The organism is Synechococcus sp. R55.3 (genome assembly GCF_047461975.1).
Lineage (GTDB): Bacteria > Cyanobacteriota > Cyanobacteriia > Thermostichales > Thermostichaceae > Thermostichus.
Genome location: NZ_JANSIG010000015.1, coordinates 21,599 through 45,472 on the forward strand (window position 1 = coordinate 21,599; position 23,874 = coordinate 45,472).

The window sequence follows — 23,874 nt, forward strand, 5'->3', positions numbered from 1 at the left end:
CAAGCTAGCCCAAATCTGGAAAAGTGGCCCGCACTGCCGGGTGGACGATCTTTCCTGCCCTGATGTTGAGCCCTTTGGCCAAGGCCGAGTCTTGTTCCAAAGCAGCGGGCAAGCCGAGATTGGCCAGCTTGAGGATGTAGGGGAGTGTGGCGTTGACCAGCGCTTGGGTCGAAGTCCAGGGAACGGCTCCGGGCATGTTGGGAACGCCGTAGTGTAGCACCCCGTAGGCTTCGTAAACCGGCTGGGCATGGGTGGTAACCCGTGTGGTAGCAATGCACCCCCCCTGATCCACCGCCACATCCACAATGAGGGAGCGAGGACGCATCTGGGCCACCAACTCTTCTCCCACCAAGACCGGCGCCCGCCTTCCCGGCACCAGCACTGCCCCTACCACCAGGTCGGCCTCGCGAACACACTCTTCCACGCTTTGGGCCGTGCTGTAGAGCAGCTCCACACGGGATCCAAAGAGCAGCTCCAGCTCGTTCAGCCGCTGCAGGTTGATGTCCAAAATCTGCACCCGCGCCCCCAAGCCTACGGCCATTTTGGCCGCCTCGGTGCCCACGGTTCCCCCGCCCAGGATCACCACCCGCCCCGGCGGCACCCCCGGGATCCCGCCCAGCAACACGCCTCGCCCCCCCTGTTGTCGGGTCAGGTAATGGGCGCCAAACTGCACCGAGAGCCGCCCGGCAATCATGCTCATGGGCATCAACAAGGGCAGGGATCCATCTGCCAATTCCACCGTTTCATAGGCGAGGCAGGTGGCCCCCGATTGCAACAGCGCCTGGGTCAGCTCGCGGCTGGCGGCCAAGTGCAAATAGGTAAACAGGATGAGGTCGGGATGGAGCAGAGGATACTCGGCAGGCAAGGGCTCCTTTACCTTCACCACCAGCTCCTGCCGGTAGATCTCCTCAGGAGTGACAGCCAGCTTGGCCCCCGCTTTTTGGTAGTCCTCATCCGTGAAGCCCGCCCCCTGGCCCGCTTGGGTCTCCACCCACACCTGGTGCCCCTGTTCGGTTAAGGCCCGCACCGCCGCCGGTGTCAGCCCGACACGGAACTCTTGCTCTTTGATCTCTTTGGGCACGCCAATTCGCATAGGGATCCCCGTAGGGCTGCTTTCCAGTCTAGACAGACTCTCTCCCCGATGGGATCCCTGGCCTGAGCAGGAGAGCGAAAATTGTAAAGTTTTGTGCGCGATCTGTCGGGGCAAGCAATCGCCAGGCTAATTTTGTTAGCTCAAGATTTCAAGGGCAAACCTAGATCTCTTGCCATGATTGGCACGAAAACAAGACATAACAGCCTCAGAAAGCCCAATTTTCTTGCTTGCGCTTATCCCCAAGAGCAATGTTAATATCTATGTCACGAAGTCTCCGTACTCCCTCGCGAACGCACCTTGAAAACTGCATGGATTCAAGCTTTTCCGGGGGTAGGGTTGATCCCTACCTTTTCCCCGCAAGGGGACGGAAACGTGCTTTGGTGGAGTTAGTCTAAATTATAGTTGCGTGTTGATCCCTACCTTTTCCCCGCAAGGGGACGGAAACCGCTCTTCGGATTCAGGGATGTAGAGGTTTTTGATGGCACGTTGATCCCTACCTTTTCCCCGCAAGGGGACGGAAACTTCGCAATTATACGGAGCGCTCGGTCACGCGGTGTACCTGTTGATCCCTACCTTTTCCCCGCAAGGGGACGGAAACTTAATCACTTCCTCAATTTGGCTTACCCAGCGCTTCAGGTTGATCCCTACCTTTTCCCCGCAAGGGGACGGAAACAGAGTGCTCTACGCTCCCTTACTCGGGCTACAAAACCACGTTGATCCCTACCTTTTCCCCGCAAGGGGACGGAAACGTTAGATTGACGAAAGTAGCCATAGTTTCCTCCGAGTTGATCCCTACCTTTTCCCCGCAAGGGGACGGAAACTTTCCGTAGATCTCCCAGTCGTAGAAGTCTACGACAATATCGTCTTGTTGATCCCTACCTTTTCCCCGCAAGGGGACGGAAACTCGAGAACAATGGCCACGGCCACTTGCGTGGTCTTCTGCTGTTGATCCCTACCTTTTCCCCGCAAGGGGACGGAAACCTGAGCTACGCGAGGCGAGAGGAGAGAGAAAGGAAAGTTGATCCCTGCCTTCTTCGAGACATCCTTGAGAACTGAGACTGGCGGATTCTAGGGTGGATCCCTAGCGCAAGAAGCGGGCCAAAAGCAGCAGGCCGAGGCCGCCGAAGAGGATGTTGAAGCTCCAGGCTGCCGCCCAAGGGGGAAGGGCTCCCACTTCTCCCAAGCTGCGAGACACGCTCAGAACCACGTAGTAGCCAAACACCAACAGGATCCCGAAGACGACGCCCCCGTAGCGTCCCACCCGCCGCGCGGTGGTGGATCCCAGGGGTAGCGAAATCAGCACGGCAAAAAAGCTGACCAAGGGCAGGGAGAAGCGCATGTGGAACTCGGTGCGCAGAGCCTGAGTATTGAGATTGGAGCGGGCCAGGCGGGAAATCCGCTCTGCCAGCTCCGGCAAGCTCAACTCGCTGGGGGGAACCGGCGGCTGCATCAGGGCAGCCAGATCCTGAGAAACTTGCAACGGCTTGCGATGAAACGTTTGCTCGGCAATGCTGAGGCCGGTGGGGCCGTAAAGGTGGGTCGCTCCTTCGCTGAGGCTCCACTCCAGTCCATTCCACACTGCCTGAGCGGCCAAGGTCACTTCCGCCAACTGGTATTTGCCCCCCGGCAAGGGATCCACCCGCAAAATCGTAACATCTTGCATGGTATTCAACCGGGGATCCACTTGGCGGATGAAGAACCAGAGGTTGTCTTCGGTTTTGAAAAAGACATCGTATTGCACCGGGGTGGTGGCCTGGGCCAGCAAAGCTTGCTGATCGATCTGGCGGATTTGCTGTTTACTGGCTGGCAGCAGCACGTTGCTAATGAAAAAAGCGCTCAAGCTCATGGCCAACCCCACCAGCAGCAGGGGCCGGAAAATCCGGCTAAACGGGATCCCGGCTGCCCGCATAGCGGTGATCTCGCTGTTGCCGCTCAGCTTGCCCAAGGTGAGCATGGTGGCAAAGAAGGCGGCAATGGGCATGCCCAGCACCACCATCTCCGGCAGATCCAAAACCAAAAGACGCAACACCGTTAGAGGCGGGACGGATCCCTCGACCAGCCGCTCGGCCAGGGTAAACAACCGGCCCACCAGCAGCAGCAGGGTTCCCCCGGCAATACCGGCCAGCACTGGGGTGAGCATCTCCCCAAACAGATAGCGCTCCAGCAGCCAGAACTTGGTGAGCAACCGTGCCATGTTTGAGAATTGAAAGGGATCGCCCTCATCCCCAAGGGAGAGGCGAGTTGCAATAGCCGAAGAATCGGCGGCAAAAGCCCTGAACCAGGCTTATCGATTTATTCTCGCTCAAGGGCTTGGGGCAGGTGGGGGAAACGACTCCGTTTTGTCGGCAGGATCCAAACGCGGCTGAGGAGAGTTGAGGAGAGGTTCGGACGCGGGATCCAGCTTGGCACCCCAGGTGACCAGGTAGGCCCGCTGTTCGGGGGAAAGGCGGCGAGCCTGGCGGAAATCTGCCCCTGCCACGATAGCTCCGGTGTAGGCCCCGGTCTTAAAATCCGGCTTTTGCCCCGGCTGAGCGGGGGAAGCCGTCTGAGGGGATCCCACAAACAGCAAAGCGCGGTAGAGATCGGCCCCGCGCAGGTCGGCATCCCGCAAGTTAGCTCCGCACAGGTTGGTGTGGCTGAGATCGCAGCCGCTCAGGTTGGCTCTCTCCAGGCTGGCTTCGCTGAAATCCACCGCTCGCAACAGGGTGCCATGCAGGTCGGCTCCCTCCAGCATCGTGCCCAGGTTGACCACTCGGATGCCGTTCACGCGATCCCGCTGGTAACCCCCTTTGCCGTCCAGAATGGGTCGGCCCAGGTGTTGATCCCGCCGCAGAGGGCTGAGCAGGTTAGCGGTGGAGAGAAAGCGCAGGATCTTGGCTTTGCCGAAGCGATCCACCCCATTCAACAAAGCAGCCGTGCGCCCGGCAGCAATGGCCCGCTCCAGGGGCCAATCGTCCAACTGCCCATCGGGAGACAAGACCAGGTTGGAAATGCCTTCAAAGTAGGCGTCGATGGTCTGCTGCTGGGTGATGATATTCTGCTGAATGGTGAGATCGCGGGAGATGATGTACTGCCGCCAGGCGATGTAGGCGGCCAGGATGGCGATCAAGATCTGGCCTGTGGCCCCAAACACTTCTCCCAAAGCCCCAATCGCCTCCCAACTCAGGGATCCCAAAGCGGAAAACACCCCGCTCCCGGCAACCCCTCCCATCAGGGCCAAGCTGAGGGCCACTCCCGCCCAGACCCATTGAGGCCAGGTGGTCAGCCACCGACAGAGGTCGCGCCCGATCTGCACCCAAAGCGATCGCCCCCACCAGCCCGCCAGGCCCAGCCAAGCCAGCACCGCCCCCCAGCCCAAGACCGGCTGAGCCATCCGCTTTCCCAAGAGCAGCAAGAAGGCCGGGATCCCCAACAGCAGCAGATGAACCAGGGGTTGCCACGGCGAGACCGGAGACACCAGGATCTCGGATTCAAGCAGCGACGGCTCTTGGGGCAGATGTTCGGGGACAAGGGTTTTGTAGGTCATGGCGCAAGCAGGGAGGTTACTCTAGGGCTAGTGTTAGACTTGCAAAAAAAGCCTGCGTTAGTCCGTATTTGGAGTTGGCGGATAGGGCAGGATCCCGCCTACTCAGTTTGGTAGGATAACCTCGGCCTTTCTTCTCTAGCCCAGCCTGGTGTGAGGATAACCACCATGATCTCTTCCTTATTGTCCTTACTGCCTATTGGTCTGCAGAAATCCGGCGAACACCAATCTACAGGAGTCCTGCCCGGCTTGCGGGTGCAGCGTTACCGCTGGGCAATGCTGACGCGGCTGGCAACCTCTCTGATGCTTGGCACCACCTTACTGCTGACAGCAAAGTTGGATCCTGGCTGGGCGCAAACTTCCCTGGACACTGGTATTACCGGCGAGCAGACCCTGCCTCAAGCTCCCCCGCTCCCGGACAATCGCCCGGCCATTTTCGTGGATGCAGCCAACGGCAGCGATACCCGTGGGGATGGATCCCGCAATAACCCCTTCAAGACGATTACTTATGCCATTCAGCGGGCTGAGGCTGGCAGCGTCATTCAGCTTTTTCCCGGGGTATATAGCGAGGAGAGCGGCGAAACCTTCCCCATCCGTCTGAAAGCCGGCCTCACCTTGCGTGGGGACGAGTCCACCTTGGGAGAGGGCTATCTCATCACCGGCGGCGGTACCTACATGAGCCCGACCCTAGGCCGACAAAATGTTGCTCTGCTGGCAGAAACCGGCGCAGAAGTGCGAGGAATTACCCTGCGCAACCAAGGGCGGCGCGGCTATGCCCTCTGGGTCGAATCGGCCTCCCCGCGCATTCTCAACAACAGCTTTGTGGGCAGCATCCACGATGGGATCTTCATCGCTGGCGCTGCCAATCCCTGGGTGGAGGGCAACCGCTTCTATAAAAACGGGGCCAACGGCATTTCCGTCTTGGGCACCTCCCAGCCCACCATCGTCAATAACCTGTTCCAAGAAACCGGCTTTGGCCTCACCATCGACCAACGCTCGGCGCCTGTTGTGCGCAACAACCGCATTCTGCAGAACCGTACCGGCGTGGTTGTCGGGGGCAGCTCCAGGCCCATCCTGCGCAACAATCTCATCGCCCAGAACTTGGAGACCGGCCTCACCGCCATCACCACTGCCCAGCCGGATTTGGGCACGGCCACGGATCCCGGCAACAACATCTTTGAGGGCAACGGCCAATACGACATCCACAACGCCACCCGCGGCCTGCGCATCAATGCCAACGGCAACCAACTGCGGGGCAAAGCCAAAGGGGATCTGGATCTGTCCGGTCAAACCACCGTTGCCGCCCTTCCCGACAGCGCTCCCCGCCCCATTGCTCCTGGCACTTTGGCTCTGCCCAGTGCCCCGTCCCAGCCGGCTACTCCCAGGGATCCCCGGCCAGCGGCTGAGACCCCCTCCACCTTACCGGTTGTGACGGTGCCCCAGTCTACTGCCCCGGTTCCCCCCTCTCCGCCCCAAGGATCCGGAGGGCGCATCTTGCCAGATCCCTCCAGCCCTCAGGCAACTCCCCAGCCCCAACCTCCGGGGGAGCAGTTTGTGGCTGTCCCCTTCACCCCCGATGGCTCTACCACACCTGCCCAGCCGGCTGACCCTGTTCCCAGGCCACCGTCGGCTCCCCTCACGGATATCACCACCCTCCTGCCTCCGCCGGCCCGTCGCTCATCGGCAGGGATCCCGGCCACTCCCTCTGCTCCCACTACAACTCCAGTTGCCCCCCCTGTGGCTGCTGTGGGTAACGACTCCGTTTCGCCAACGCGAACGGCAACTCAATTTCGCGTGTTGGTGACCCCCAAAAGCAGCGATGACTTGAACCGATTGCGGCAGCTCATCCCCGACGCGGTGGAAACGGTTTTCAACGGCAGAACGGTGTTGCAGGCTGGCCTGTACGACAGTCGCAGCCAGGCCCAGTCGGTCTTGGATCGGCTGTTGGATGCCGGCTTTGAGGCGGTTGCCGAGATGATTTTCCGCTAGCGACCCCCCACACTGCCGGCTTGCTTCTCCATAGCGGTACGAGGGAGCTTTGATCCCAGTTCTTCGGCGGGGTGGCCAGCCATTGAGCCCAAGTCTCCTTGGTCGCTGGCAAGGGAATTGACTACAAGTGCTTGCCAAGAGCGATGACGGCTCGAACACCCCCTCTCTAGTCCAGCGGATCCAGTCGGTAGCGGCTGAGCCAGTGATCCAAATGCACTTCCTCCTCATCCAGCAGTTGGGCGTTGATCAACCCCCGTTTGAAAGCAAGGCGGATGGCTCGCGCCCGCAAGCTGAAAGTGGTTCCCCACTCGTCGCTCTCAATTTGGTCGTTGCTGACTTCTAACTTGTCGTAGAGGTTGCGCAGACGGTTGGTTACCCCTCGGCGGGACAAAAAGCGCCGTGCAGCAATGGCTTGGTCGGTGAGGCCGAGGGCAATGTCGATCAACACTTCGTACTCGGCATCGCTGAGACCGGTGATTTTGTTTTGTGAACGGGAATCGACCCCGCGCACCTCTCGGTCGATCACGCATTGCTCATCCTGCACCACCGCTTGGATGGCGCTGACCAATTTTTCATCGGTGCAATTTTTCAAAAGGTAGCCATAGACGGTTTGCGGAGGCACGATCTTGTGCAGCTCCCGCACATAGACTTCATCGGCAAAATGCGACCAAAAAATGATGCGCGTGCTGGGGCACTCTGACCAAACCTGCCGCGCTACCTCGATCCCGGTCATCTCAGGCATGCGAATGTCCATCAACACAAAGTTGGGGTGGTGCTGACGGTAAAGTTCCAACGCCTCTCGGCCATTCGAGGCCATGTATACCGGGCCGAACTCAGGCAAATGTTGCGTCAGTAGGCTATGGACATGCTGACGGTAAAGAGCGTCATCTTCAGCAAGGAGGGTACTCACAGGCCTTTATCAGAGTTACCGAATACTTTCTTTTCACTTCCTAACTCTAAAAACACCCACAAGGGAAGGCAAGGCACTATTGAGCAGTACTCAAAAGGAGCAAGGGATCCCCTCCACCGGCGATGAGTAGCGGCTCAGGAAAAGGAGTTCGTCCCGCTCTCGTCCTGTGGACGGTGCGGTTTCCCCTAGCACCCACGCAAACGGCCAATGAACTTCTCCACCGCAGACGTCGAAAACTTTTGATAAGCAGCAGTCTATGCTGTTTCTACGGCAGAGGCCAAAAATGCCTCAATCTCAGAGCGCTGGGGCAAGCTAGGTTGGGCTCCCGCACGGGTTACGGCCAAAGCAGCGGCGGCATTGGCAAAACGCAGGGCTTCCCTCAGGGATCCCCCGGCAGCCAAACAAGCAGCTAAGGCCCCACAAAACCCATCTCCGGCAGCGGTGGTATCCACCACTTCCACAGGATGAGCGGGCCAATGGCCACTTTCTTCCCCATCTGCCCAGACCAGCCCTGCCCCTCCCAAGGTGAGGATAACGGCTGGGATCCCGTGTTTCTGCAGTTCTTGAGCCACCTTTTGGGCTTGTTCCGGCGTCTCCACAGGGGATTGGGCAAGGGCAGCCGCTTCGGTTTCGTTGAGCACCAAGTAGCGAACCTGGCGCAACAGGGATCCCGGCAATGGCACGATGGGCGCAGGGTTGAGCAAAATCGGGATCCCTTGGGCAAAGGCTTGTTCTGCTGCAGCTTGCACGGTGGGCAGGGGGATTTCCAGTTGCAGCAGGAGCAGGGCCGCCGGGGTAAAGGGAGGCAAATGCTCCGGCATATAGCGACCATTGGCCCCAGGGCTGACCACGATTCTGTTTTGCCCGCCGGGATCCACTGTGATCAAAGCTAGGCCGCTGGGCCCCTCCAACTGCCTCAGGTGGCGGGTATCCACGCCGTTGTGCTCCAGGTTTTCTTGGAGCAGATGCCCAAACCCATCGGATCCCACTGCTCCCCACATCTCTACTTGGGCTCCCGCCCGCGCCGCTGCCACCGCTTGATTGGCTCCTTTGCCGCCAGGGTAGGTGGCGTAGTCGGATCCCAGCACCGTTTCGCCAGGGCCGGGATGATGGGGCACCCGCACCACCAAATCCATGTTCAAGCTACCCACCACTCGGATTGGGCCTGCCATCGGGCTTGTGGGGAAATCCTGTTGGAAAAGCAGAGATCTAGAGATCTTTGGTTTGGATCCCTGGGCAGCTATTGTATCAGCCGCCGGTCTTGGCCAGGGATCCCCTCGAGCGCCCTACCACGCGGCAAGGGCTGATAGCAGTCGTGGTTTTTATTACCATCTATTTCAACTGATCGCGCTAGCGGGCCGGAGGCCTTAGCAGGAAGCAACCGGTCGTTTGTTTCACCTCAACGGTGAGATAAATGACTATGCGTTGTGGAACGGTTATCTGTAGGGATTGGTCGCCCTTCGACATATCGCCACTCTGCTGAAAACACAGGGCAAGAACCCGATTCCAAAGGTTGAGGATCCCGACTATCTTGGTGGGTGTTGACCCAGGAAGCAAGCCATGCTGCTGACCACTACAGACGTGCTCCAAGGTAGAGAGGTTGAGCGTTACTTGGGCATTGTTACCGCCGAGGTAGTTTATGGCACCAATGTTCTACGGGACTTCCTTGCTAGCCTCCGCAACATCATCGGGGGACGCACAAGAACCTATGAAGAAGTTCTCGAGAATGCCCAGAAAAAGGTTTTGGAAGAGTTGGAGCAGCGAGCCAAACGTTTGGGAGCAAATGGCATCCTAGGCGTTAGCATTCATACCAACATGAGCGCGACAATGATCCTCGTTACCGCCGCCGGCACCGCCGTCAAGCTGCGCTAGAACCTTTAGGCCAGGCTCTCCATCAATGCCTCGTCGATCTCAAAGTTGGCGTAGACATTTTGCACATCATCCAAGTGGTCCAGCCGCTCCATGAGGGTCAGTACCAGCTTGGCTGTCTCGGGGTCCTCCACATGCACCTCCGTAGAGGGGATCCAGCGGATGGCCGCCTCTTGCACCTGGTAGCCTTCTTTTTTGAGGTAGGTGGCCACCTGCTCCAGCAGGGTGTAATCGCAGTAGACTTCTGCGTCGGTTCCCTCTACCTTGAGATCCTCCCCGCCTGCTTCGGCTACCGCTAGCAGCAGAGCTTCGGGATCCAACACCTCCTCCAGGCTGATCACCCCTTTTTGCCGGAACAGCCAGCTCACACAGCCGGCTTCTCCCAAGCTGCCGCCGGTTTTGCTGAAGGCTTCTCGCACCTCGGCAGCCGTGCGGTTGCGGTTGTCGGTCATGGCCTCGATCAACACAGCCACCCCACCGGGGCCGTAGCCCTCGTAGCGAACTTCTTCCAGGGGGCTGTCGTCGCTCCAGTTGCCGGCTCCCTTGGCAATGGCTCGTTCAATGTTTTCGCTGGGCATCCCCGCTGCTTTGGCTTTCTCCACTGCCGCCCGCAACTGAAAATTCCCATCCGGATCTGGCAAGCCGTTGCGAGCTGCCACGATGATGGCCCGCGAGAGTTTGGTAAAGAGGCTGCCCTTTTTGGCATCTACACGGGCCTTTTGCCGTTTAATGTTGGCCCACTTGCTGTGTCCTGCCATGCCGCCACACACCAGTCAAGCAATGAATTGGAGGGATCCCTCCACTTTTGAAGCCTAGATCACCTCGGCTCAGGACTCAACCCCGCGACAACTGGGAGGGCACTGGCCTGGTCACAAATTATAGTTAGTTATTTCAAACAGCAGTGAAACGGTTCGTTATGTCGATTCCTAACTCCCTCTCCCAGAGAGAAACTGGGGGTAAGGGCAGCGGCGCGGAGCGCTTGGGGAGTATCTCAATCTGGTTTGAAATGACTATAACGAGGGATCCTTCACAACCCAGACTCAGCTACCCAACAAACCCATCAGGGCTGAATCGGCTGCCGCTGGATCACATCCCCTTGAGGCGGAGGCGGAGGGGCTGGGGTTTCTTGAGGGGTAGGCGTTGCCTCTATGGGAGGAGTTTCCCCAGGAGGCGGGGGCAGAGGGGGCACACCTTCTCCAGGCACAGGCCCAGGTGTAGGCGTGGGGGTTGGGGATGGAGTTAGAAAGGGCGTCACCTGTCCCAACAGCTCGGCATAGAAAATCGCATCTTGCTCTGGCCCAAAGCGCCCCACTTCCCAACGGTGACGGGGCACAAACATTGTTTGCAGCAGCACTTCCCGGCTGACAAAAGCGGGAGTACCCGAGAAGACGTAGCCATCGACAATGACTCGATTCAAATCGGGCCGAGTTTGAAACACCCGATCCACCTCCCGCAGCATCTCCGTATCCAGCCGCCCCAGCAGAGTTTCCAGGGTGTCTTCAGGGCTGATCGGTACTCGCACCGAAAAGCGATAGCCTTCGCAACGATAGTCCCCACAGATCTTGACCAGCTCGTTACGCACCCGGATTTGCGCCCCAGGATCCAGATTGCGCCCCGGCACAAGGACTTCTTCCTGAGGTTGCTGTTCGACCGGCTGGGCCCATAGCTGGAGTTGACTTGCCCATCCTGCCCAAACTAGGGATCCGAAAAACAAGCCAAATCCCAAGCCTTTCAGGGGAAGGCTCCAACCCAGACTGCCCTGCTCAGAGCGAGGTGAAACGGGGGGCTCACAATCCTGGATCGGGCTGTTCATAAAGCGTTGACCGATTCTTCAGCGATGGCTACCGCCAAATCTACCCGACATCGGCCAGAGAGGCACTAGGCAGGGAGAAAAATAGGGTATTGGCCTCGGATCAGTTTCAAAACAGGGGCAGAAGAGAAGCTTTGACCAAGAAAACTGGGTTGCAAGCCCCGCCCTAAGGCCTACGGCCCGCTGACGCGACCAGGGCGGCTTTGTGCTATGGTGTTGAACGAACTCCGCCAACTTGAATAGGGCGCAGTGTCAACAGGGAAAGTATCTGGGAGTTCATCCCAGTAGGTGGCGTCATAGCATCCCCCACCACTTGCAAGGGTGGTGTAGCTCAGAAAGTTAGGAGTCATCCTGCAACCTGGGAAAGAATCCTTGCCATTTAGGGCAGGGAGAATGTCAAGCGATGGGCCTGCAGCTCCACTATCGTACTTGGGGAGAAGGGATCCCCTCCCTCCCAATCTTGATGCTCCACGGCCATCCGGGCAATGCCGACTGCATGGCGGTATTTGCAGAGGCAGTGGCGGGAATGCACCCCTGTGTGGCGCCAGATCTGCGCGGCTATGGACGTTCGCAGGTGGTGGATCCCTTCGAGATGGAGGAGCACCTGGAGGATTTGGAATTACTGCTCAATCGCCTGGGCTGGCAGGAGTGTCTGGTTCTGGGCTGGTCCTTGGGCGGGATCCTGGCCCTGGAGTTGGCTTTGCGTCTGCCGCAGCGGGTAAAGGGTTTGGTCTTGGTGGCCAGTGCCGCCTGCCCCCGCAGCAACCATCCCCCCACCGATTTTTGGGATCAGGTCAACACCGGCGTTGCCTCGCTGCTCAACTGGCTTTGGCCCGGCTGGGAATGGAACATCGAGACCTTTGGCCGTCGCTCCCTTTACCGCTACCTGATGCAGCAACAGACCCCAACGGCCTATCGGTATTTGGCGCACATGGCCTTGCCCGCCTATCTGCACACCTCCCCCCAGGCTCGCCAAGCTCTGCGCGCCGCTTTGCAACGGGGCTACAACCGCGAGGGAGATCTGCACCGAATTCGCATCCCGGTACTGCTCATGGCCGCCGAGCAGGATTGCCACATCACCGCCAACAGCAGCCTGGCCACAGCCCGCGCCCTGCCCCACTGCACCTGCATTGTCTATCCCAACGTGGCTCATCTCTTTCCCTGGGAGATCCCCGACCGGGTGGGACAGGATCTGCGCCGCTGGCTCAGCGCTCAAGACTGGGCAAGTGGGATCCCGGTGGTTGGCTCTTCCGCTCCCTCTGCAGACAAGGCGGCAGAAGCCTGACCCTGGGCCAACTTCCGCAGCCGGGCAAAGGCCTCTTCCTCTAGATGGATCTGCTGCTGCTGTTGTTCTTCTGGGGTGCGCAGGCGCTTTCCCAACGGCTGTTGCAGCGTGCCCAAGAGCAACGGCTCGGAAACTCCCGGCTCGGGATGGATGACGGTGCGGGCCCGCAAGGTGAACACCGGCGAACCGGTGGAGAAGCGGCCCGGGGATCCCAAATCGCTGGCCGCCTGCTTCAGGGTGAGGATCAGTTGCTCTGGGGTGATATCCGGGCTGACAGCAATAACCGCTCGATCCGCCCCTTGGTCATAGACGGTGGTGTAGGGGGCAGCACCGGGAATGCGGGAGCGAAAGATCGGCCCCAAGCTGAGGGCAAAACATCCCGCCGTTAAAACCAGCGCAAACGCTGTGTAGCCCACCAGGGAAAACTTCAATGGCCAATTGCGGATCCAGGCCAGCAGGGTGAGCATAGCCAGCAAGCCTGCCAGACCTAGCCCAATTCGGGTGGCAGAGGCAAAGAAAGACTCTAAAGTTCCATCCATAATTCCCCAGTTTAGCTAGACTGCCGGGAAGCCCTGCCCTCTATGCATCAGCATGAGTGCGGGAGTATGTCACCCCCTAGAGCTTCATCTCTAAGTGCAGGGTAAGCGCGATTCTAACTGCCCTATCTAGGGATCCCGTCCTGCTGCCGCGAACGGTGTTGGGCAGAGTAGCCCTCAGAACATCGCCGGGCCAACATAGCTTGGTCTATCTCGTGGTACCACTTGTTTCAGATCTTCACGCCCTCCTTATCTAGCCGGTAGGCTCGTAGTGACAGGTTACCCAAAAGACCTCCATCCCGCTGCCGCGAAAGGCTGCCTTTGTCTCAAGTCAAGACGAAGCTTATTCAGGATCTGGACGCAAGATGCCCTACAACCTACTCCAGAAGGGCTTGGCCGTTTCTATCACTGGGTCTTTGGTGAGAAGAGGCGAGAGGGATCAACCTACCAAACCCAGAAAGCAGCGAGCCTTACAGCTCGTCACAGCAGACTAAAAATCATGGGCAAGGTCGGATTCGAACCGACACGGTTTCCCGCCGCATTTTGAGTGCGGTGCGTCTACCAGTTTCGCCACTCGCCCGACCTGGAAACATTATCCTACTGAACTGGCGAAACCTCGTCAACCAATCCTCCCAACCCTAGTTGCGGCGGTCTTTCTCCAGTTGCTGGGCCTTTTGCCGAAGCTGGCGGGTTTGCTCCATCACCTCCTCCAGATCCTCGTGGGATAGCCGCTCGACGTAGTTGATCTTGATCTCTTCCAGCAAGTCTTGCAGGAGAGAGCGAATTTCCTCCAAAGCGTGCTCCTGGGTGAGTTCTCGTGCCAAGACTTCACCAAACCGCTGCATCAGTTGCGCTGCCAGCTTGGAGCCGACGGGATCCTCGAAACTGCCCGTCAGGGTTTTGTAGGTGGTGGTGGTCAGCTCGTTGGCCAGGCGCTCCGTCAGTTGGCCAGGCAGGGATCCCAGGCCGGGAAGCTGTTCTAGAGTTTGCATGGCAGGCAACTGCTTGAGCAGGCCATCCAGGTTGTAGCGGAGCAGTTGTTGCAATTCCGGTTGCACCTGGGGCAAAACGCGGTAGAGAACAATGCGAAAAACCAGGTTGGCAATCGCCTCCAGCTCGTTGGTGTTGTTGATGTCAATGTAGTCGCGCTGGGTACGCGCTGCCGGCAGCAGGGGCAGGGATCCCCGCTGAATGGATACCTGGATTTGGTTAATCACCCGCACAACAATGACTTCCGTCAGATCCTCGGCGAAGTTGGTAACAAAGCCCTGGCTCACCTGGGCGCGTACCCGCTCCAGATCCAGCAACTGTGCTTGTCCCAGCCGGATGGTGACGGGGATCACCCGCAGCCAGCGCCAAAAGGGCAGCAGCAGCAGCACATCGTACCAACGCCAGAGCATAGCATCCAGCCAATTGACGCCGGTGTAGCGACGGCTGATGGCCACCGTGCGCAGCAAAAATTCCAGCCCAAACAGAAGCACGAAGGGAAAATCCAGCACCGGGAAAAAGTCAACAGGGTTACCGCTCTCACCAATGGGGCGGAAATAGTTGGTCTCAAAGAGGGGGCGCAGCCGGGTCTGGAAAAATTCAATTCCATCTGCGGGATCGGCGCCGGCCAAGTACTCAGCAGTCCAAAAGCGGGCAAAGGCGGCTCTGGCAGAGTCGGCTTCTGGGATGTGCTCCCGCATCAAATTGAGGATACGCACAAACTGGCCAGTTTTGTTGGCGCCCTGAAAGGGATTGGTCTCAATCATCTCGTCGCTGAGCTCCCGCAAGCGGGCCAGGATTGGTGCTGCCGCTTCCGACTCCACGCCAAACCGCAGGGTAACCTGGCGCAGCTCATCCACCAAGGCCAAGTAGCGCTGGGTTTCGGGGTTGGGCTCGATACCTTTGATGGGATCGTATAGGTCGGTCACCGGGGAACGGCTGGTTTCTTCGGAGAGAATCGGCAGCGGAATGGGAGGACCAAAGGCGCCAAAAATTTGCACCCGACCCTGGAGCCAAAAATCTCGCCCAGGCACATAGCTCATGTCGAAGAGCACCAAGCACAGGTTGCTCAGGGCCAGCAGGGCCATCCCCTTCTCGTAGAGGAGCAGCCAGCGACTTCGCCCCCTGAGGACAGAGCGTCTGAGAATCCGTTGAGCAGCGTTCAAAGGACTCCGTCTCGGCCTTGGGTCAACCGGTTGGTTTGAGTCAGCCTTAGTCTACCACCCCTGGGGTGAGCCACCCTTGGCTTGAGCAAGCTGTAGTGCAACCTGGCCAAAATGCCGCCAAATGGCCTCTGCCTGTGGCCCCACCTGGCGCAGAATCCAACCCTTACAGATGGGATCCGGAGACTTGACCAGCCAGTATGGGGACTCCGTTCCGCTGATGTGAACGGTCAGCCAAGTGGGTTCCGGCCAATCCCCCAGCAAGTACAGGGATCCCCAACAGAGATGGGATCCCAGCACTGACGCGGCGGAGACCTGCCGATGGGGAAAGTGCAGGTCTATGTGTTCCTGCAGCCAGAGTTTTCTCCCCTCGGGGGAGGATGGGATCCCAGCAGTGACCCAAACTTGCAAGCAGTTGGCAAGATGTTCAAACTGCCAGCGTTCGTCCATGGCCAGCCGTCCGGCAGTCCAGATCTCGGCATAGGCCAGGCGGGCTGTGGGATCCAGTTCGATCTGCACCTGCTGGCGAAAGTCTGCCCCTGCCCCCGGAATGGTCGGGTGAGGGATCCAGATCAACTGGCTGGTGGGGGCCAGCTTGACCTTGACCTGTTGCCGAATCAAGCCGGGATGTAGCCGCATTGCCCCTTGGGTGCGAATTTCCAGCGCCGAGCCTGGCCCCAGCCCGATCTCGATCCGGTGGCGATCCCCACCCAGCAGGCCGCCGTTGGGGTTGCGCAGGTAGTACACAGGTGGCTCCCCAGGGGATCCCAGCCATTGCAAGGGAGCCTGAGAATACTCCCAAATGTGGGTATGGTCGCCTCGGCGGGTTGCCTTCAAGATGGCCTTACCGAAGTTCACAGGCGGCTCACCGAGGGGGGGTCGGCCTTGATGGGGCGAAACAGCACCTCCCGCTCCAGCCAACTGAGAACCTGCTCCAGCCCCTCACCCGTGCGCAGGTTGGTAAAGACAAAGGGCCTATCTCCCCGCATGCGACGGGCATCCCGTTCCATCACCCCCAAGTCTGCTCCCACATAGGGAGCCAGATCGATCTTGTTGATCACCAGCAGGTCGGAGCGGGTGATCCCCGGCCCGCCTTTGCGCGGGATCTTGTCCCCTTCGGCCACGTCGATGACGTAAATGCAGGCGTCCACCAGCTCCGGGCTGAAGGTAGCTGCCAAGTTGTCCCCCCCCGATTCCACCAAGATGAGATCCAGGGGGCAAAAGCGGCGCTCCAGCTCCTGAATGGCGTCTAGGTTGAGGGAGGCATCTTCCCGAATGGCGGTGTGGGGGCAGCCGCCGGTCTCTACGCCAATGATCCGCTCTGCCTCCAGGGCCTTGGCCCGCACCAAAAACTCGGCATCCTCGCGGGTATAGATATCGTTGGTCACCACCGCCAAAGACAGGTGGTCCCGCAGCGCCAAGCAGAGCTTTTCCACCAAAGCGGTTTTTCCAGATCCCACCGGGCCGCCAATGCCAACCCGTACCGGCTGGGAAGTTTGCGCAACTTTGCCCGACATCGGATACCTGCTCCTCTTTTTGGGCATTCTAGAACCAGATGCTTGCAAGGGATCCGAGTATGGTTCGGCTTTTGGTGGCAACTGCTGTGGTGCTGGTGGGATTTTTGCTGGTTAACCGCCTCTATCGCAACCCGCTGAGTTCGGAGCCGAGACCAGAGCAAGCCAGCCCAGAAGCTGCCCAGCAAGGGATCCCTCAAGGTGGGCCGCTGCAGATTTACCAATCTCGGGAACAGATCCAGCAAACCCTCAACCAAGGGGCTACCGCCACCCAGCAGCAGGTGGAAGCCGTTGAGCAATCCTTGGGCAATCCTTGACCCTTGACAAGTAAGAAGGGAGGCAGGTGCCTGGTTTCAGGCGGAGAAGGGATCCCTCCCCCAGACCGTGAAGCGCCCCTCAGGCTTGGGCGGATCCCCCAGACGCGCTAAAGTCGAGAATGCTGCAATTTTTATAGACCGTCCATGCGGATCCCTCCTGTTACCCCAGAGAAAGCCGATAAGCAACTGCAAAAGGTTTACGAAAGCCTGGAGAAAACCTACGGCACCGCCCTCAACCCCCTGCAGGTGATGGCCCACAAGCCCCAACTGATGCGAGCCGTGATGAACCTCTACGGGGCGCTGCACACCCAAAACCCCAACTTGCCTGAAGAGCTGAAGGAGCTGGTCAGCATCCGCATTGCCCAAATCAACGGCTGCCGCCACTACTGCCTTCCCTACCACACCCTGCAGGCGCAAAAGTACGGCGCCTCCCCTGCCAAAATTGCGGCGGTGGCCCAGGCCCGCACCAGCACCCTCTACACCGAGGCGGAAAAGCTGGCCATCGAGTACGCTGAGCGGATGACCGTGCCCAGCATGGTGGTGACCGACAGCTTCTTTGCCCAGCTAAAAGCCATTTGGTCAGATGAAGATCTGGTGGAGCTATCGGCTTGGATTGGCTTCATGAACTTCTGGACCAAGGTGATTGCCGCCCTAGATGTGCCTTTGGATCCCGTCTTTGCCGAGCAGCTTCACGTCTCATGAACAACCGGCAAACTCCCCTCTCTCAGAGGGGTAAGGGATCCCGACCCAAACCCTCCACTAGGCCCAGTCGTCTCGCGTGCTAAAGCTGCGGTCGTACACCTGGCCGCGGGCATGGATCTGGCGGGTCTGGGCGAACAGCTCTTCTTCGCTCATGCCCCACTGTTCCAAGATCTGATCCAAATCCCGCTGCAGATCCCAGGCACCGGGGAAACCGTGGTAACGGATGCGCAAACGGGCGACTTCCGCCAGCACCCACTCGGAGAGGGGCCTCTCCTGAGCCTGCACCATCAGCTCATCGAGCACAGCCCGGTCGGTGGCATACTGCGGATGTTGCTGCTCTCTCCGGGATGGGCCATTCGCGGGTGAACGGGATACAGCCATCGGCCTCCCTCCTTTTTTCTCACTCTAGCTGAGTTCCCCTGGAGACTTTCAATATCGAGGATTGGGATCCTTGATGGCATGGGATCCCGAGAAGGCAGAAGAAAACCGCTATACTGCAAATGTTGCAGACCATGAACATTCTTCAGTTGCGGAGGCGGCGGCTATGCCCATGCCCATGATCGAGACCCGTACCGACCGGATGTTGCTCAACTTTGGGCCGCACCATCCCTCTATGCATGGGGTTTTGCGTTTGCTGGTCACCCTAGATGGCGAAAACATCGTCGATTGCGAACCGGTGATCGGCTACTTGCACCGCGGCATGGAGAAAATCGCCGAAAACCGCACGGTGGTGCAATACCTGCCCTACGTCTCCCGTTGGGACTACGGGGCCGGCATGTTTAACGAGGCCATTACCGTCAATGCCGTTGAGAAACTGGCCGGGATCAGCGTGCCCAGACGGGCCAGCTACCTACGGGTGATCATGCTGGAGCTGACCCGCATCACCAACCACCTGCTTTGGTTTGGTCCCTTCTTGGCGGATTTGGGCGCCCAAACCCCCTTCCTCTACGCCATGCGGGAGCGGGAGTGGATCCTAGACTTGTTTGAAGCCGTCACCGGCATGCGCCTGATCAACAACAACTATTTCCGGGTAGGCGGCGTGGCGGTGGACTTGCCCTACGGCTGGACGGAAAAATGCCTAGACTTTTGCGAGTATTTCTTGCCCAAAGTGGATGAATACGAGCGGCTGGTTACCGACAACCCGATTTTCCGCCGGCGGCTGGAAGGGGTGGGAGCCATCTCCAAGCAAGACGCCATCAACTGGGGTCTGTCGGGTCCCATGTTGCGGGCCTGTGGCGTCAACTGGGATCTGCGCAAAGTGGATCACTACGAATGCTACGACGACTTCGACTGGGAGGTGGCCGTTTACCCCGAAGGGGATTGCCTGGCCCGCTATAGGGTGCGCATGAAAGAGATGCGGGAGTCCTGCAAGATCGTGCAGCAAGCCGTCAAGGCTTTGCCAGGAGGCCCCTTTGAAAACCTGGAAGCCAAGCGGATGCTGGAGGGGCCGAAGTCGGAGTGGAACAAAGGGGACTACCAGTTCATCAGCAAAAAGCCTTCCGCCAATTTCAAGATCCCCAAAGGGGAAGCCTACGTGCGGGTGGAGAGCGCCAAAGGAGAGCTGGGCATTTACATTGTTGGTGACGACAACGTCTGCCCGTGGCGCTGGAAGATCCGTCCCCCCGGCTTTGTCAATTTGCAAGTGTTGCCTCAGCTCATTCGCGGCATGAAGGTAGCCGACATGATCGCCATCCTCGGCAGCATTGACATCATCATGGGCGAGGTGGATCGCTAGGAATCGCTAAGATACTTACGGAAAGCGAGGACAAAGGCGATGGCCTGGGCGATCTTGGTTCTGCCGCTGTTGATTGTGTCTGTCATTGCTGCGGTTATCGGCCCCAAGCAATGGGCTAAGTACCAAGAGGAAAGGCGCCGCCGCGCGGAGGAGCTATCCGATGCCCGTCTTCAGGCCATCATCCAGCAGGAGCTACGCCGCCGTAACCGCCCCCCCCAGTCGGATCCCAACGGGAAAACTTAGCTACAGGGATCCCGAACCTTCCTGACCAACCGTCTCTAGGGAGCTACTCACCCCCATGACAAACGCTGGTATCGACCTACAACTTGGCTTCGAGACTGCCCTACAGAACTTGGGCTTGGGAGCAGGCGCAGCCCATGCCCTCTGGATGCCCCTGCCCATGTTGCTGCTGATCATCGCCGCCACCTTGGGGGTGATGGTCATGACCTGGCTGGAGCGCAAGATCTCGGCAGCAGCCCAACAGCGGATTGGCCCCAACATGGCCGGCCCTCAGGGGGTGCTGATCCCGATTGCCGATGGCATCAAGCTGCTGACCAAAGAAGATGTTCTGCCCATCTTGGCCGACCCAGTCTTGTTTACGCTGGGGCCGATATTGGTTTTCCTGCCCGTCTTTTTGTGCTACCTGGTGGTTCCCTTTGGCCAGAACCTATTGATCTCCAACATTGCCATTGGCGTGTTCTTCCTGATCGCCACCTCCAGCGTGCAACCCATCGGTTTGTTGATGTCGGGCTACGGTTCCAATAACAAGTACTCCTTGCTGGGTGGGCTACGCGCGGCAGCTCAATCGATCAGCTACGAACTGCCGCTGGCCCTGTCAGTGTTGGCCGTGGTGCTGATGAGCAACGGTCTGGACACGGTGGGGATCGTGGAGCAGCAGAGCGGCCTGGGCATTCTGAGCTGGAACGTCTGGCGGCAGCCCATTGGCTTTGTCATTTTCCTGATCTCGGCTCTGGCGGAAACGGAGCGGATCCCGTTCGACTTGCCGGAAGCAGAAGAAGAGCTGGTAGCCGGTTACCAAACGGAGTACTCCGGTATGAAGTTTGCCCTCTTTTATCTGGGATCCTACGCCAACTTGCTGCTGGCTTCTCTGATTGCGGCAGTGCTGTACTTGGGGGGTTGGTCGTTCGTGGTGCCGGTGGAAACGATTGCCGCCTTGGCCGGGATCCCCTTGGATAACCCCTTCTTGCAGATCGGCGCGGCGGCCTTGGGCATTGTCATGACGATGGTCAAAGCTTTTATCTTCATCTTCTTGGCCATCCTGCTGCGCTGGACCTTGCCACGGGTGCGCATTGACCAACTGCTGGACTTGGGGTGGAAGTTTTTGCTGCCTGTATCCTTTGTTAACTTGCTGCTGACGGCAGCCCTAAAGCTCGCCTTCCCCACCTTTTTTGGGGGTTGAATGAGAAGTAAAGAGGCAAGAGAGGGAGAACATAGGTCATGACGTTTCTCAAGCGTGTCAAAGAATATGTGGGCGATGCCTTCCGAGCCGCCAAGTACATCGGCCAAGGGATGGGGGTTGTCTTCGACCACATGGGCCGGCGCCCGGTAACCGTGCAATACCCCTTCGAAAAGCTGATCCCCTCTGAGCGCTTTCGGGGACGCATCCACTTCGAGTTCGACAAGTGCATTGCCTGCGAGATCTGTGTTCGAGTTTGCCCAATTGACCTGCCGGTGGTGGATTGGGCCTACAACCCAGAGCTGAAGAAAAAGGAGCTTTACAGCTACAGCATTGATTTTGGGGTGTGCATTTTCTGCGCCAATTGTGTGGAGTTTTGCCCCACCAACTGCCTCTCGGTAACTGAGGATTATGAGCTGGCCGCCTACGACCGCCACGACCTCAACTACCATCAGGTGGCGATGGGCCGTTTGCCCTCCAAGGTAACTGAGGACCCAATGGTGACCCCACTGCGGGAGTTTGCCTATCTGCCCAAAGGGGTGATCGATCCCCACGACTTGCCTGCTGGATCCCAGCGGGCTGGCAAACGACCGGAGGAGATTCTGGCGGAAATGAGAGCGGCCAAAGCTGCTAAGGAAGCCGAAGCGAAAGCAGCCAAGGCTGCTGCGGAATAGCGTGACATACTCCCGCACTCATGCTGACGCAAAGCGCTCCGCGCCGCTGTCCGCCACCCCTAGCCCCTTTCCCAGGGGATGTGACTGTTTGAACTTGTGGGACTGCCTTCCAGCATCGCCCGCTGCCGCAAGGTGATGGCCAGAAAAAGCGTCGAGGCCGCGAAGTTGGAGCTGTCCTTAGTGGGAATGAGATGCCTGGGGCGCAGAAATAAGGTCTTCTGAACCCTGCGATCTGCAATCAAAGATCTGAGTATGAGTATAGGTGTGGTGTCCTAGTCTGAACCAAAATGGCCATACGTGGGCAGGGCAGATGGCTGCCAGCCTTGGCTAACTTCAGGGGAAGGAAAACGTAAACCTACCCGCCAAGCCAGGGGATGTGGCCAAGCCGCTAAAAGTCTGCGCGACGTTTCCGCTCTTGCGAACCGTTACGGTAAAGGGAATGGGAGCAGTTGATTGGGAGCAGCGCCGGAACAATCTCACCTCGATGAAGTATGGCCCTGAGGGCGGGGTGGAAGCCCAAAAGACATTCTCCACAGCATTTTGGGTTACGGCAACACAGTCGGCATTGGCATCCACATCCAGCCGTCCTCCAGAAGGGACAATTCGGTTGTTAAAAAACACGGTCTGCTGCGTGGGATCCGTAACATACAGGTCAAGGTCATCGATGGTGTTCCAACTCAAGGTAACTTGAATGGGGCCGGTGCCCAATACTGGAGGTGTGGGGGTGGGAGAGGGTGTCGGTGCAGGAGTGGGAGAGGGTGTCGGTGCAGGAGTTGGTGGTGGCCTCAGGGTAGGAGTTGGCGTGGGCGCAGGTTCCCCAGTGACCCTCTGAGCAAAGTTTCCTTGGAAAGTATTGCCAGCCAGGTAGGCTGCGACTACCGCATCTGGGGTGCCGGGGGCCGTCTGAATTGCCACTCCTACGCCCTCGCCCCGAGCTAGGAACGTATTCCCGGAAATGGTGCGGGCCTGGGTTCCCTGCAAAATACGAATGCCGACACTGCCGGCTATCCTGCCCACGCCGATCCGGTTGGATTGAATGGATGGAATTGAGCCTGCCCCATCCAGCTGAATCCCGGTAGTGCCACTCGTACCTGCTTGCCGCGCCTGCAGTACCAAGCCGGCTCCAGCCGTGGGTGGATCCCCTTCGATTTGGTTGTTGCGGAAGATCCCGCCGGAGTTGTCACCATAGCGAACGGCCAAAGCCCCCAAAGCCTGCAGGAGAATTGTGTTGTTTTCAAGGATGGGATTGCTGCCCGGCACAGTGCCTATGCCCACCCCACCCGTTTTACTGACAATCGGCGAGACACGGCTGACCCGCCCATTCCCAGAGATCTGCACACAGGGATCCAAAAATTGCTGGCACAAAATCTCGGCCAATTGGTTCAAGGCTCCCTCTAGAACCGCAGCATTGCCGTTGACCAAGATGTTGGAGCGAGGGTCGTTGAGGGTGACCTTGCGCGGCTGAAAAGTGCCGTTGTTCACCTGCACCCGTCCACCCCCCAGCACCACATCTACCCCCTGCAGGCTGGTTTGGCTGGCTACAATCACGTCAAAGAGCCCGGTCAGGATCTCATAGGCGGTGGAGCTGGTGATGCGAATGCGACCGCCGTTGGTGCCATCGCCGCCATCCAGGGCCAGGTTGCTTTGCAAAGTTTCCCTGCCCGTCCCCAAAATCTCGATCAGCACCTCCAGGCCGGCTGTGGCAGTCTGAAGTCGCTGCGCCTCTGCAACTGCGTCTGCCAGTTTGGTAAAGGGGCCACTGGCCGGATCCACTCTCAGGATGATGGGCCCGCCACCTGGCGGAGGAAGAGGTGGAGAACTGCCGCCGCCACCCCCACAGCCGAGGGCAACCCCCGCCAACAGAGGCAGCAAGGCTGAACAGATCCCCCAACCAGATTTGGATACTTGGCCAAGCATAGGTGGAAAGCCCTTTCAAGCGCTTAGCGGTCAAGGTTGTCAGAGCAACAAACAACTGCCACGGGGTCAAGGTACAGATGGCCAAGCTGGGATCCAATGCCCTCAGCAAAAGCATCCTCTAACGAATCCCCTCCTCAGTCAAGGCTTCGCAAGGGATCCGCAATCAATCATCAATCGGCAACAAAAATCTCAAAAATCTAGCGCTCTTCAGGAACTTGGAGGGTTCCGGCGATAATGTTCTGCTTCACCGCTTCCACGGCGGCCACCAAATCTGCCGGGAGCAAGGCTTGGTTGTACTCATCCAGAGCATAGCCGACACCCTCATTCTCCAGGCCAAAGGTTTGAATGCCGCCGACAAAGTTGCCTTCCACCACGCTGCGAATCACTTCATAGGTGGCCACATCCACCCTCTTCAGCATCGAGGTGAGACCGT

Annotated in this window: 23 protein-coding genes, 1 tRNA gene and 1 CRISPR repeat array; of the genes, 9 read left to right on the forward strand and 15 right to left on the reverse strand. The window is 58.7% G+C overall.

The features are described from left to right. Positions 1 to 4: 4 nt before the first annotated feature. The 3 genes from ald to NW849_RS04060 form a co-directional block, all read right to left on the reverse strand. Positions 5 to 1,093 (reverse strand): alanine dehydrogenase, encoded by a 1,089-nt coding sequence (gene ald, locus NW849_RS04050; protein ID WP_414356056.1) that lies wholly within the window; start codon positions 1,091 to 1,093, stop codon positions 5 to 7. A gap of 335 nt (positions 1,094 to 1,428) precedes the next feature. Next, positions 1,429 to 2,074: a CRISPR direct-repeat array (repeat unit 37 nt; unit sequence GTTGATCCCTACCTTTTCCCCGCAAGGGGACGGAAAC). Positions 2,075 to 2,174: 100 nt separating this feature from the next. Beyond that, positions 2,175 to 3,287, reverse strand: coding sequence for an LptF/LptG family permease (locus tag NW849_RS04055; protein WP_414356059.1), 1,113 nt, complete (start codon positions 3,285 to 3,287; stop codon positions 2,175 to 2,177). 108 nt (positions 3,288 to 3,395) lie between these two features. Next, positions 3,396 to 4,619 (reverse strand): pentapeptide repeat-containing protein, encoded by a 1,224-nt coding sequence (locus tag NW849_RS04060; RefSeq protein WP_414356061.1) that lies wholly within the window; start codon positions 4,617 to 4,619, stop codon positions 3,396 to 3,398. Between the two features lie 165 nt (positions 4,620 to 4,784). On the opposite strand from NW849_RS04060, the gene NW849_RS04065 reads away from it, so the two are divergent. Next, complete coding sequence (locus NW849_RS04065) at positions 4,785 to 6,605, forward strand: DUF1565 domain-containing protein (protein ID WP_414356062.1); 1,821 nt, start codon at positions 4,785 to 4,787, stop codon at positions 6,603 to 6,605. A gap of 166 nt (positions 6,606 to 6,771) precedes the next feature. On the opposite strand, the gene NW849_RS04070 is transcribed toward NW849_RS04065, so the two are convergent. Both NW849_RS04070 and rbsK read right to left on the reverse strand, forming a co-directional pair. Then, positions 6,772 to 7,515 carry a response regulator gene (locus tag NW849_RS04070; protein ID WP_414356063.1) on the reverse strand — a complete coding sequence of 248 codons (744 nt, stop codon included), beginning with the start codon at positions 7,513 to 7,515 and terminating at the stop codon, positions 6,772 to 6,774. A 254-nt stretch (positions 7,516 to 7,769) separates the two neighbouring features. After that, positions 7,770 to 8,687 carry a ribokinase gene (gene rbsK / locus NW849_RS04075; protein ID WP_414356065.1) on the reverse strand — a complete coding sequence of 306 codons (918 nt, stop codon included), beginning with the start codon at positions 8,685 to 8,687 and terminating at the stop codon, positions 7,770 to 7,772. Positions 8,688 to 9,075: 388 nt separating this feature from the next. On the opposite strand from rbsK, the gene NW849_RS04080 reads away from it, so the two are divergent. Further along, a complete protein-coding gene (locus tag NW849_RS04080; protein ID WP_011431068.1) occupies positions 9,076 to 9,387 on the forward strand; it encodes a YbjQ family protein in 312 nt (103 codons plus the stop codon). 5 nt (positions 9,388 to 9,392) lie between these two features. On the opposite strand, the gene NW849_RS04085 is transcribed toward NW849_RS04080, so the two are convergent. Both NW849_RS04085 and NW849_RS04090 read right to left on the reverse strand, forming a co-directional pair. After that, positions 9,393 to 10,142, reverse strand: coding sequence for a YebC/PmpR family DNA-binding transcriptional regulator (locus tag NW849_RS04085; RefSeq protein WP_414356067.1), 750 nt, complete (start codon positions 10,140 to 10,142; stop codon positions 9,393 to 9,395). A gap of 302 nt (positions 10,143 to 10,444) precedes the next feature. Then, on the reverse strand, positions 10,445 to 11,197 hold the full coding sequence (locus NW849_RS04090; protein WP_414356069.1) for a hypothetical protein: 753 nt from the start codon (positions 11,195 to 11,197) through the stop codon (positions 10,445 to 10,447). 400 nt (positions 11,198 to 11,597) lie between these two features. Between NW849_RS04090 and NW849_RS04095 the strand changes: the two genes are divergently transcribed. Next, positions 11,598 to 12,479 carry an alpha/beta fold hydrolase gene (locus NW849_RS04095; RefSeq protein WP_414356071.1) on the forward strand — a complete coding sequence of 294 codons (882 nt, stop codon included), beginning with the start codon at positions 11,598 to 11,600 and terminating at the stop codon, positions 12,477 to 12,479. On the opposite strand, the gene NW849_RS04100 is transcribed toward NW849_RS04095, so the two are convergent. From NW849_RS04100 to ureG, 5 genes are all read right to left on the reverse strand, one after another. Further along, positions 12,407 to 13,018 (reverse strand): Ycf51 family protein, encoded by a 612-nt coding sequence (locus NW849_RS04100; protein WP_414356073.1) that lies wholly within the window; start codon positions 13,016 to 13,018, stop codon positions 12,407 to 12,409. The genes NW849_RS04095 and NW849_RS04100 overlap by 73 nt on opposite strands. A gap of 497 nt (positions 13,019 to 13,515) precedes the next feature. After that, positions 13,516 to 13,595, reverse strand: a tRNA-Leu gene (locus NW849_RS04105). Positions 13,596 to 13,653: 58 nt separating this feature from the next. Continuing rightward, on the reverse strand, positions 13,654 to 15,168 hold the full coding sequence (locus NW849_RS04110) for a hypothetical protein (RefSeq protein ID WP_414356074.1): 1,515 nt from the start codon (positions 15,166 to 15,168) through the stop codon (positions 13,654 to 13,656). 51 nt (positions 15,169 to 15,219) lie between these two features. After that, positions 15,220 to 16,023, reverse strand: coding sequence for an urease accessory protein UreD (locus NW849_RS04115; RefSeq protein WP_414352216.1), 804 nt, complete (start codon positions 16,021 to 16,023; stop codon positions 15,220 to 15,222). Then, a complete protein-coding gene (gene ureG / locus NW849_RS04120) occupies positions 16,020 to 16,682 on the reverse strand; it encodes an urease accessory protein UreG (RefSeq protein WP_011432513.1) in 663 nt (220 codons plus the stop codon). The genes NW849_RS04115 and ureG overlap by 4 nt, the downstream gene beginning before the upstream one ends. Before the next feature lie 59 nt (positions 16,683 to 16,741). Here ureG and NW849_RS04125 point away from each other — a divergent pair, with 59 nt between their 5' ends. Both NW849_RS04125 and NW849_RS04130 read left to right on the forward strand, forming a co-directional pair. Beyond that, positions 16,742 to 16,996 carry a hypothetical protein gene (locus tag NW849_RS04125; protein ID WP_041436298.1) on the forward strand — a complete coding sequence of 85 codons (255 nt, stop codon included), beginning with the start codon at positions 16,742 to 16,744 and terminating at the stop codon, positions 16,994 to 16,996. Positions 16,997 to 17,140: 144 nt separating this feature from the next. Then, on the forward strand, positions 17,141 to 17,698 hold the full coding sequence (locus tag NW849_RS04130; protein WP_414352218.1) for a carboxymuconolactone decarboxylase family protein: 558 nt from the start codon (positions 17,141 to 17,143) through the stop codon (positions 17,696 to 17,698). A 57-nt stretch (positions 17,699 to 17,755) separates the two neighbouring features. Here the strand turns inward: NW849_RS04130 and NW849_RS04135 are convergent, their stop codons facing one another. Next, the gene (locus NW849_RS04135) at positions 17,756 to 18,079 is read right to left on the reverse strand and encodes a DUF3288 family protein (RefSeq protein ID WP_414356075.1); all 324 of its coding nucleotides are present in this window, start codon (positions 18,077 to 18,079) and stop codon (positions 17,756 to 17,758) included. Positions 18,080 to 18,248: 169 nt separating this feature from the next. Here NW849_RS04135 and NW849_RS04140 point away from each other — a divergent pair, with 169 nt between their 5' ends. The 4 genes from NW849_RS04140 to ndhI are packed head-to-tail and all read left to right on the forward strand — an operon-like array spanning position 18,249 to position 21,524. Next, a complete protein-coding gene (locus NW849_RS04140; protein WP_041437160.1) occupies positions 18,249 to 19,433 on the forward strand; it encodes an NAD(P)H-quinone oxidoreductase subunit H in 1,185 nt (394 codons plus the stop codon). Between the two features lie 39 nt (positions 19,434 to 19,472). Further along, positions 19,473 to 19,676: a hypothetical protein gene (locus NW849_RS04145; RefSeq protein WP_011432507.1), complete on the forward strand. Its 204-nt coding sequence runs from the start codon at positions 19,473 to 19,475 to the stop codon at positions 19,674 to 19,676. 55 nt (positions 19,677 to 19,731) lie between these two features. Further along, positions 19,732 to 20,853, forward strand: coding sequence for an NADH-quinone oxidoreductase subunit NuoH (nuoH, locus tag NW849_RS04150; protein ID WP_414331864.1), 1,122 nt, complete (start codon positions 19,732 to 19,734; stop codon positions 20,851 to 20,853). Between the two features lie 38 nt (positions 20,854 to 20,891). Next, a complete protein-coding gene (ndhI, locus tag NW849_RS04155; RefSeq protein ID WP_414331863.1) occupies positions 20,892 to 21,524 on the forward strand; it encodes an NAD(P)H-quinone oxidoreductase subunit I in 633 nt (210 codons plus the stop codon). Positions 21,525 to 21,857: 333 nt separating this feature from the next. On the opposite strand, the gene NW849_RS04160 is transcribed toward ndhI, so the two are convergent. Together NW849_RS04160 and NW849_RS04165 are read right to left on the reverse strand one after the other, a co-directional pair. Further along, positions 21,858 to 23,396 carry a right-handed parallel beta-helix repeat-containing protein gene (locus NW849_RS04160; RefSeq protein WP_414356077.1) on the reverse strand — a complete coding sequence of 513 codons (1,539 nt, stop codon included), beginning with the start codon at positions 23,394 to 23,396 and terminating at the stop codon, positions 21,858 to 21,860. A gap of 242 nt (positions 23,397 to 23,638) precedes the next feature. Beyond that, positions 23,639 to 23,874: BMP family lipoprotein (locus NW849_RS04165; RefSeq protein ID WP_414356079.1), on the reverse strand; the 236-nt coding region annotated here is incomplete at its 5' end.

Coding starts and splice junctions, on each gene's coding strand:
- NW849_RS04060 (WP_414356061.1), bottom strand. CDS start 4,619: ATGACCTACAAAACCCTTGTCCCCGAACATCTGCCCCAAGAGCCGTCG.
- ndhI (WP_414331863.1), top strand. CDS start 20,892: ATGACGTTTCTCAAGCGTGTCAAAGAATATGTGGGCGATGCCTTCCGA.
- NW849_RS04125 (WP_041436298.1), top strand. CDS start 16,742: ATGGTTCGGCTTTTGGTGGCAACTGCTGTGGTGCTGGTGGGATTTTTG.
- NW849_RS04065 (WP_414356062.1), top strand. CDS start 4,785: ATGATCTCTTCCTTATTGTCCTTACTGCCTATTGGTCTGCAGAAATCC.
- ald (WP_414356056.1), bottom strand. CDS start 1,093: ATGCGAATTGGCGTGCCCAAAGAGATCAAAGAGCAAGAGTTCCGTGTC.
- ureG (WP_011432513.1), bottom strand. CDS start 16,682: ATGTCGGGCAAAGTTGCGCAAACTTCCCAGCCGGTACGGGTTGGCATT.
- NW849_RS04095 (WP_414356071.1), top strand. CDS start 11,598: ATGGGCCTGCAGCTCCACTATCGTACTTGGGGAGAAGGGATCCCCTCC.
- NW849_RS04080 (WP_011431068.1), top strand. CDS start 9,076: ATGCTGCTGACCACTACAGACGTGCTCCAAGGTAGAGAGGTTGAGCGT.
- rbsK (WP_414356065.1), bottom strand. CDS start 8,687: ATGGCAGGCCCAATCCGAGTGGTGGGTAGCTTGAACATGGATTTGGTG.
- NW849_RS04140 (WP_041437160.1), top strand. CDS start 18,249: ATGCCCATGATCGAGACCCGTACCGACCGGATGTTGCTCAACTTTGGG.
- NW849_RS04145 (WP_011432507.1), top strand. CDS start 19,473: ATGGCCTGGGCGATCTTGGTTCTGCCGCTGTTGATTGTGTCTGTCATT.
- NW849_RS04100 (WP_414356073.1), bottom strand. CDS start 13,018: ATGGATGGAACTTTAGAGTCTTTCTTTGCCTCTGCCACCCGAATTGGG.
- NW849_RS04135 (WP_414356075.1), bottom strand. CDS start 18,079: ATGGCTGTATCCCGTTCACCCGCGAATGGCCCATCCCGGAGAGAGCAG.
- NW849_RS04130 (WP_414352218.1), top strand. CDS start 17,141: ATGCGGATCCCTCCTGTTACCCCAGAGAAAGCCGATAAGCAACTGCAA.
- NW849_RS04090 (WP_414356069.1), bottom strand. CDS start 11,197: ATGAACAGCCCGATCCAGGATTGTGAGCCCCCCGTTTCACCTCGCTCT.
- NW849_RS04055 (WP_414356059.1), bottom strand. CDS start 3,287: ATGGCACGGTTGCTCACCAAGTTCTGGCTGCTGGAGCGCTATCTGTTT.
- nuoH (WP_414331864.1), top strand. CDS start 19,732: ATGACAAACGCTGGTATCGACCTACAACTTGGCTTCGAGACTGCCCTA.
- NW849_RS04085 (WP_414356067.1), bottom strand. CDS start 10,142: ATGGCAGGACACAGCAAGTGGGCCAACATTAAACGGCAAAAGGCCCGT.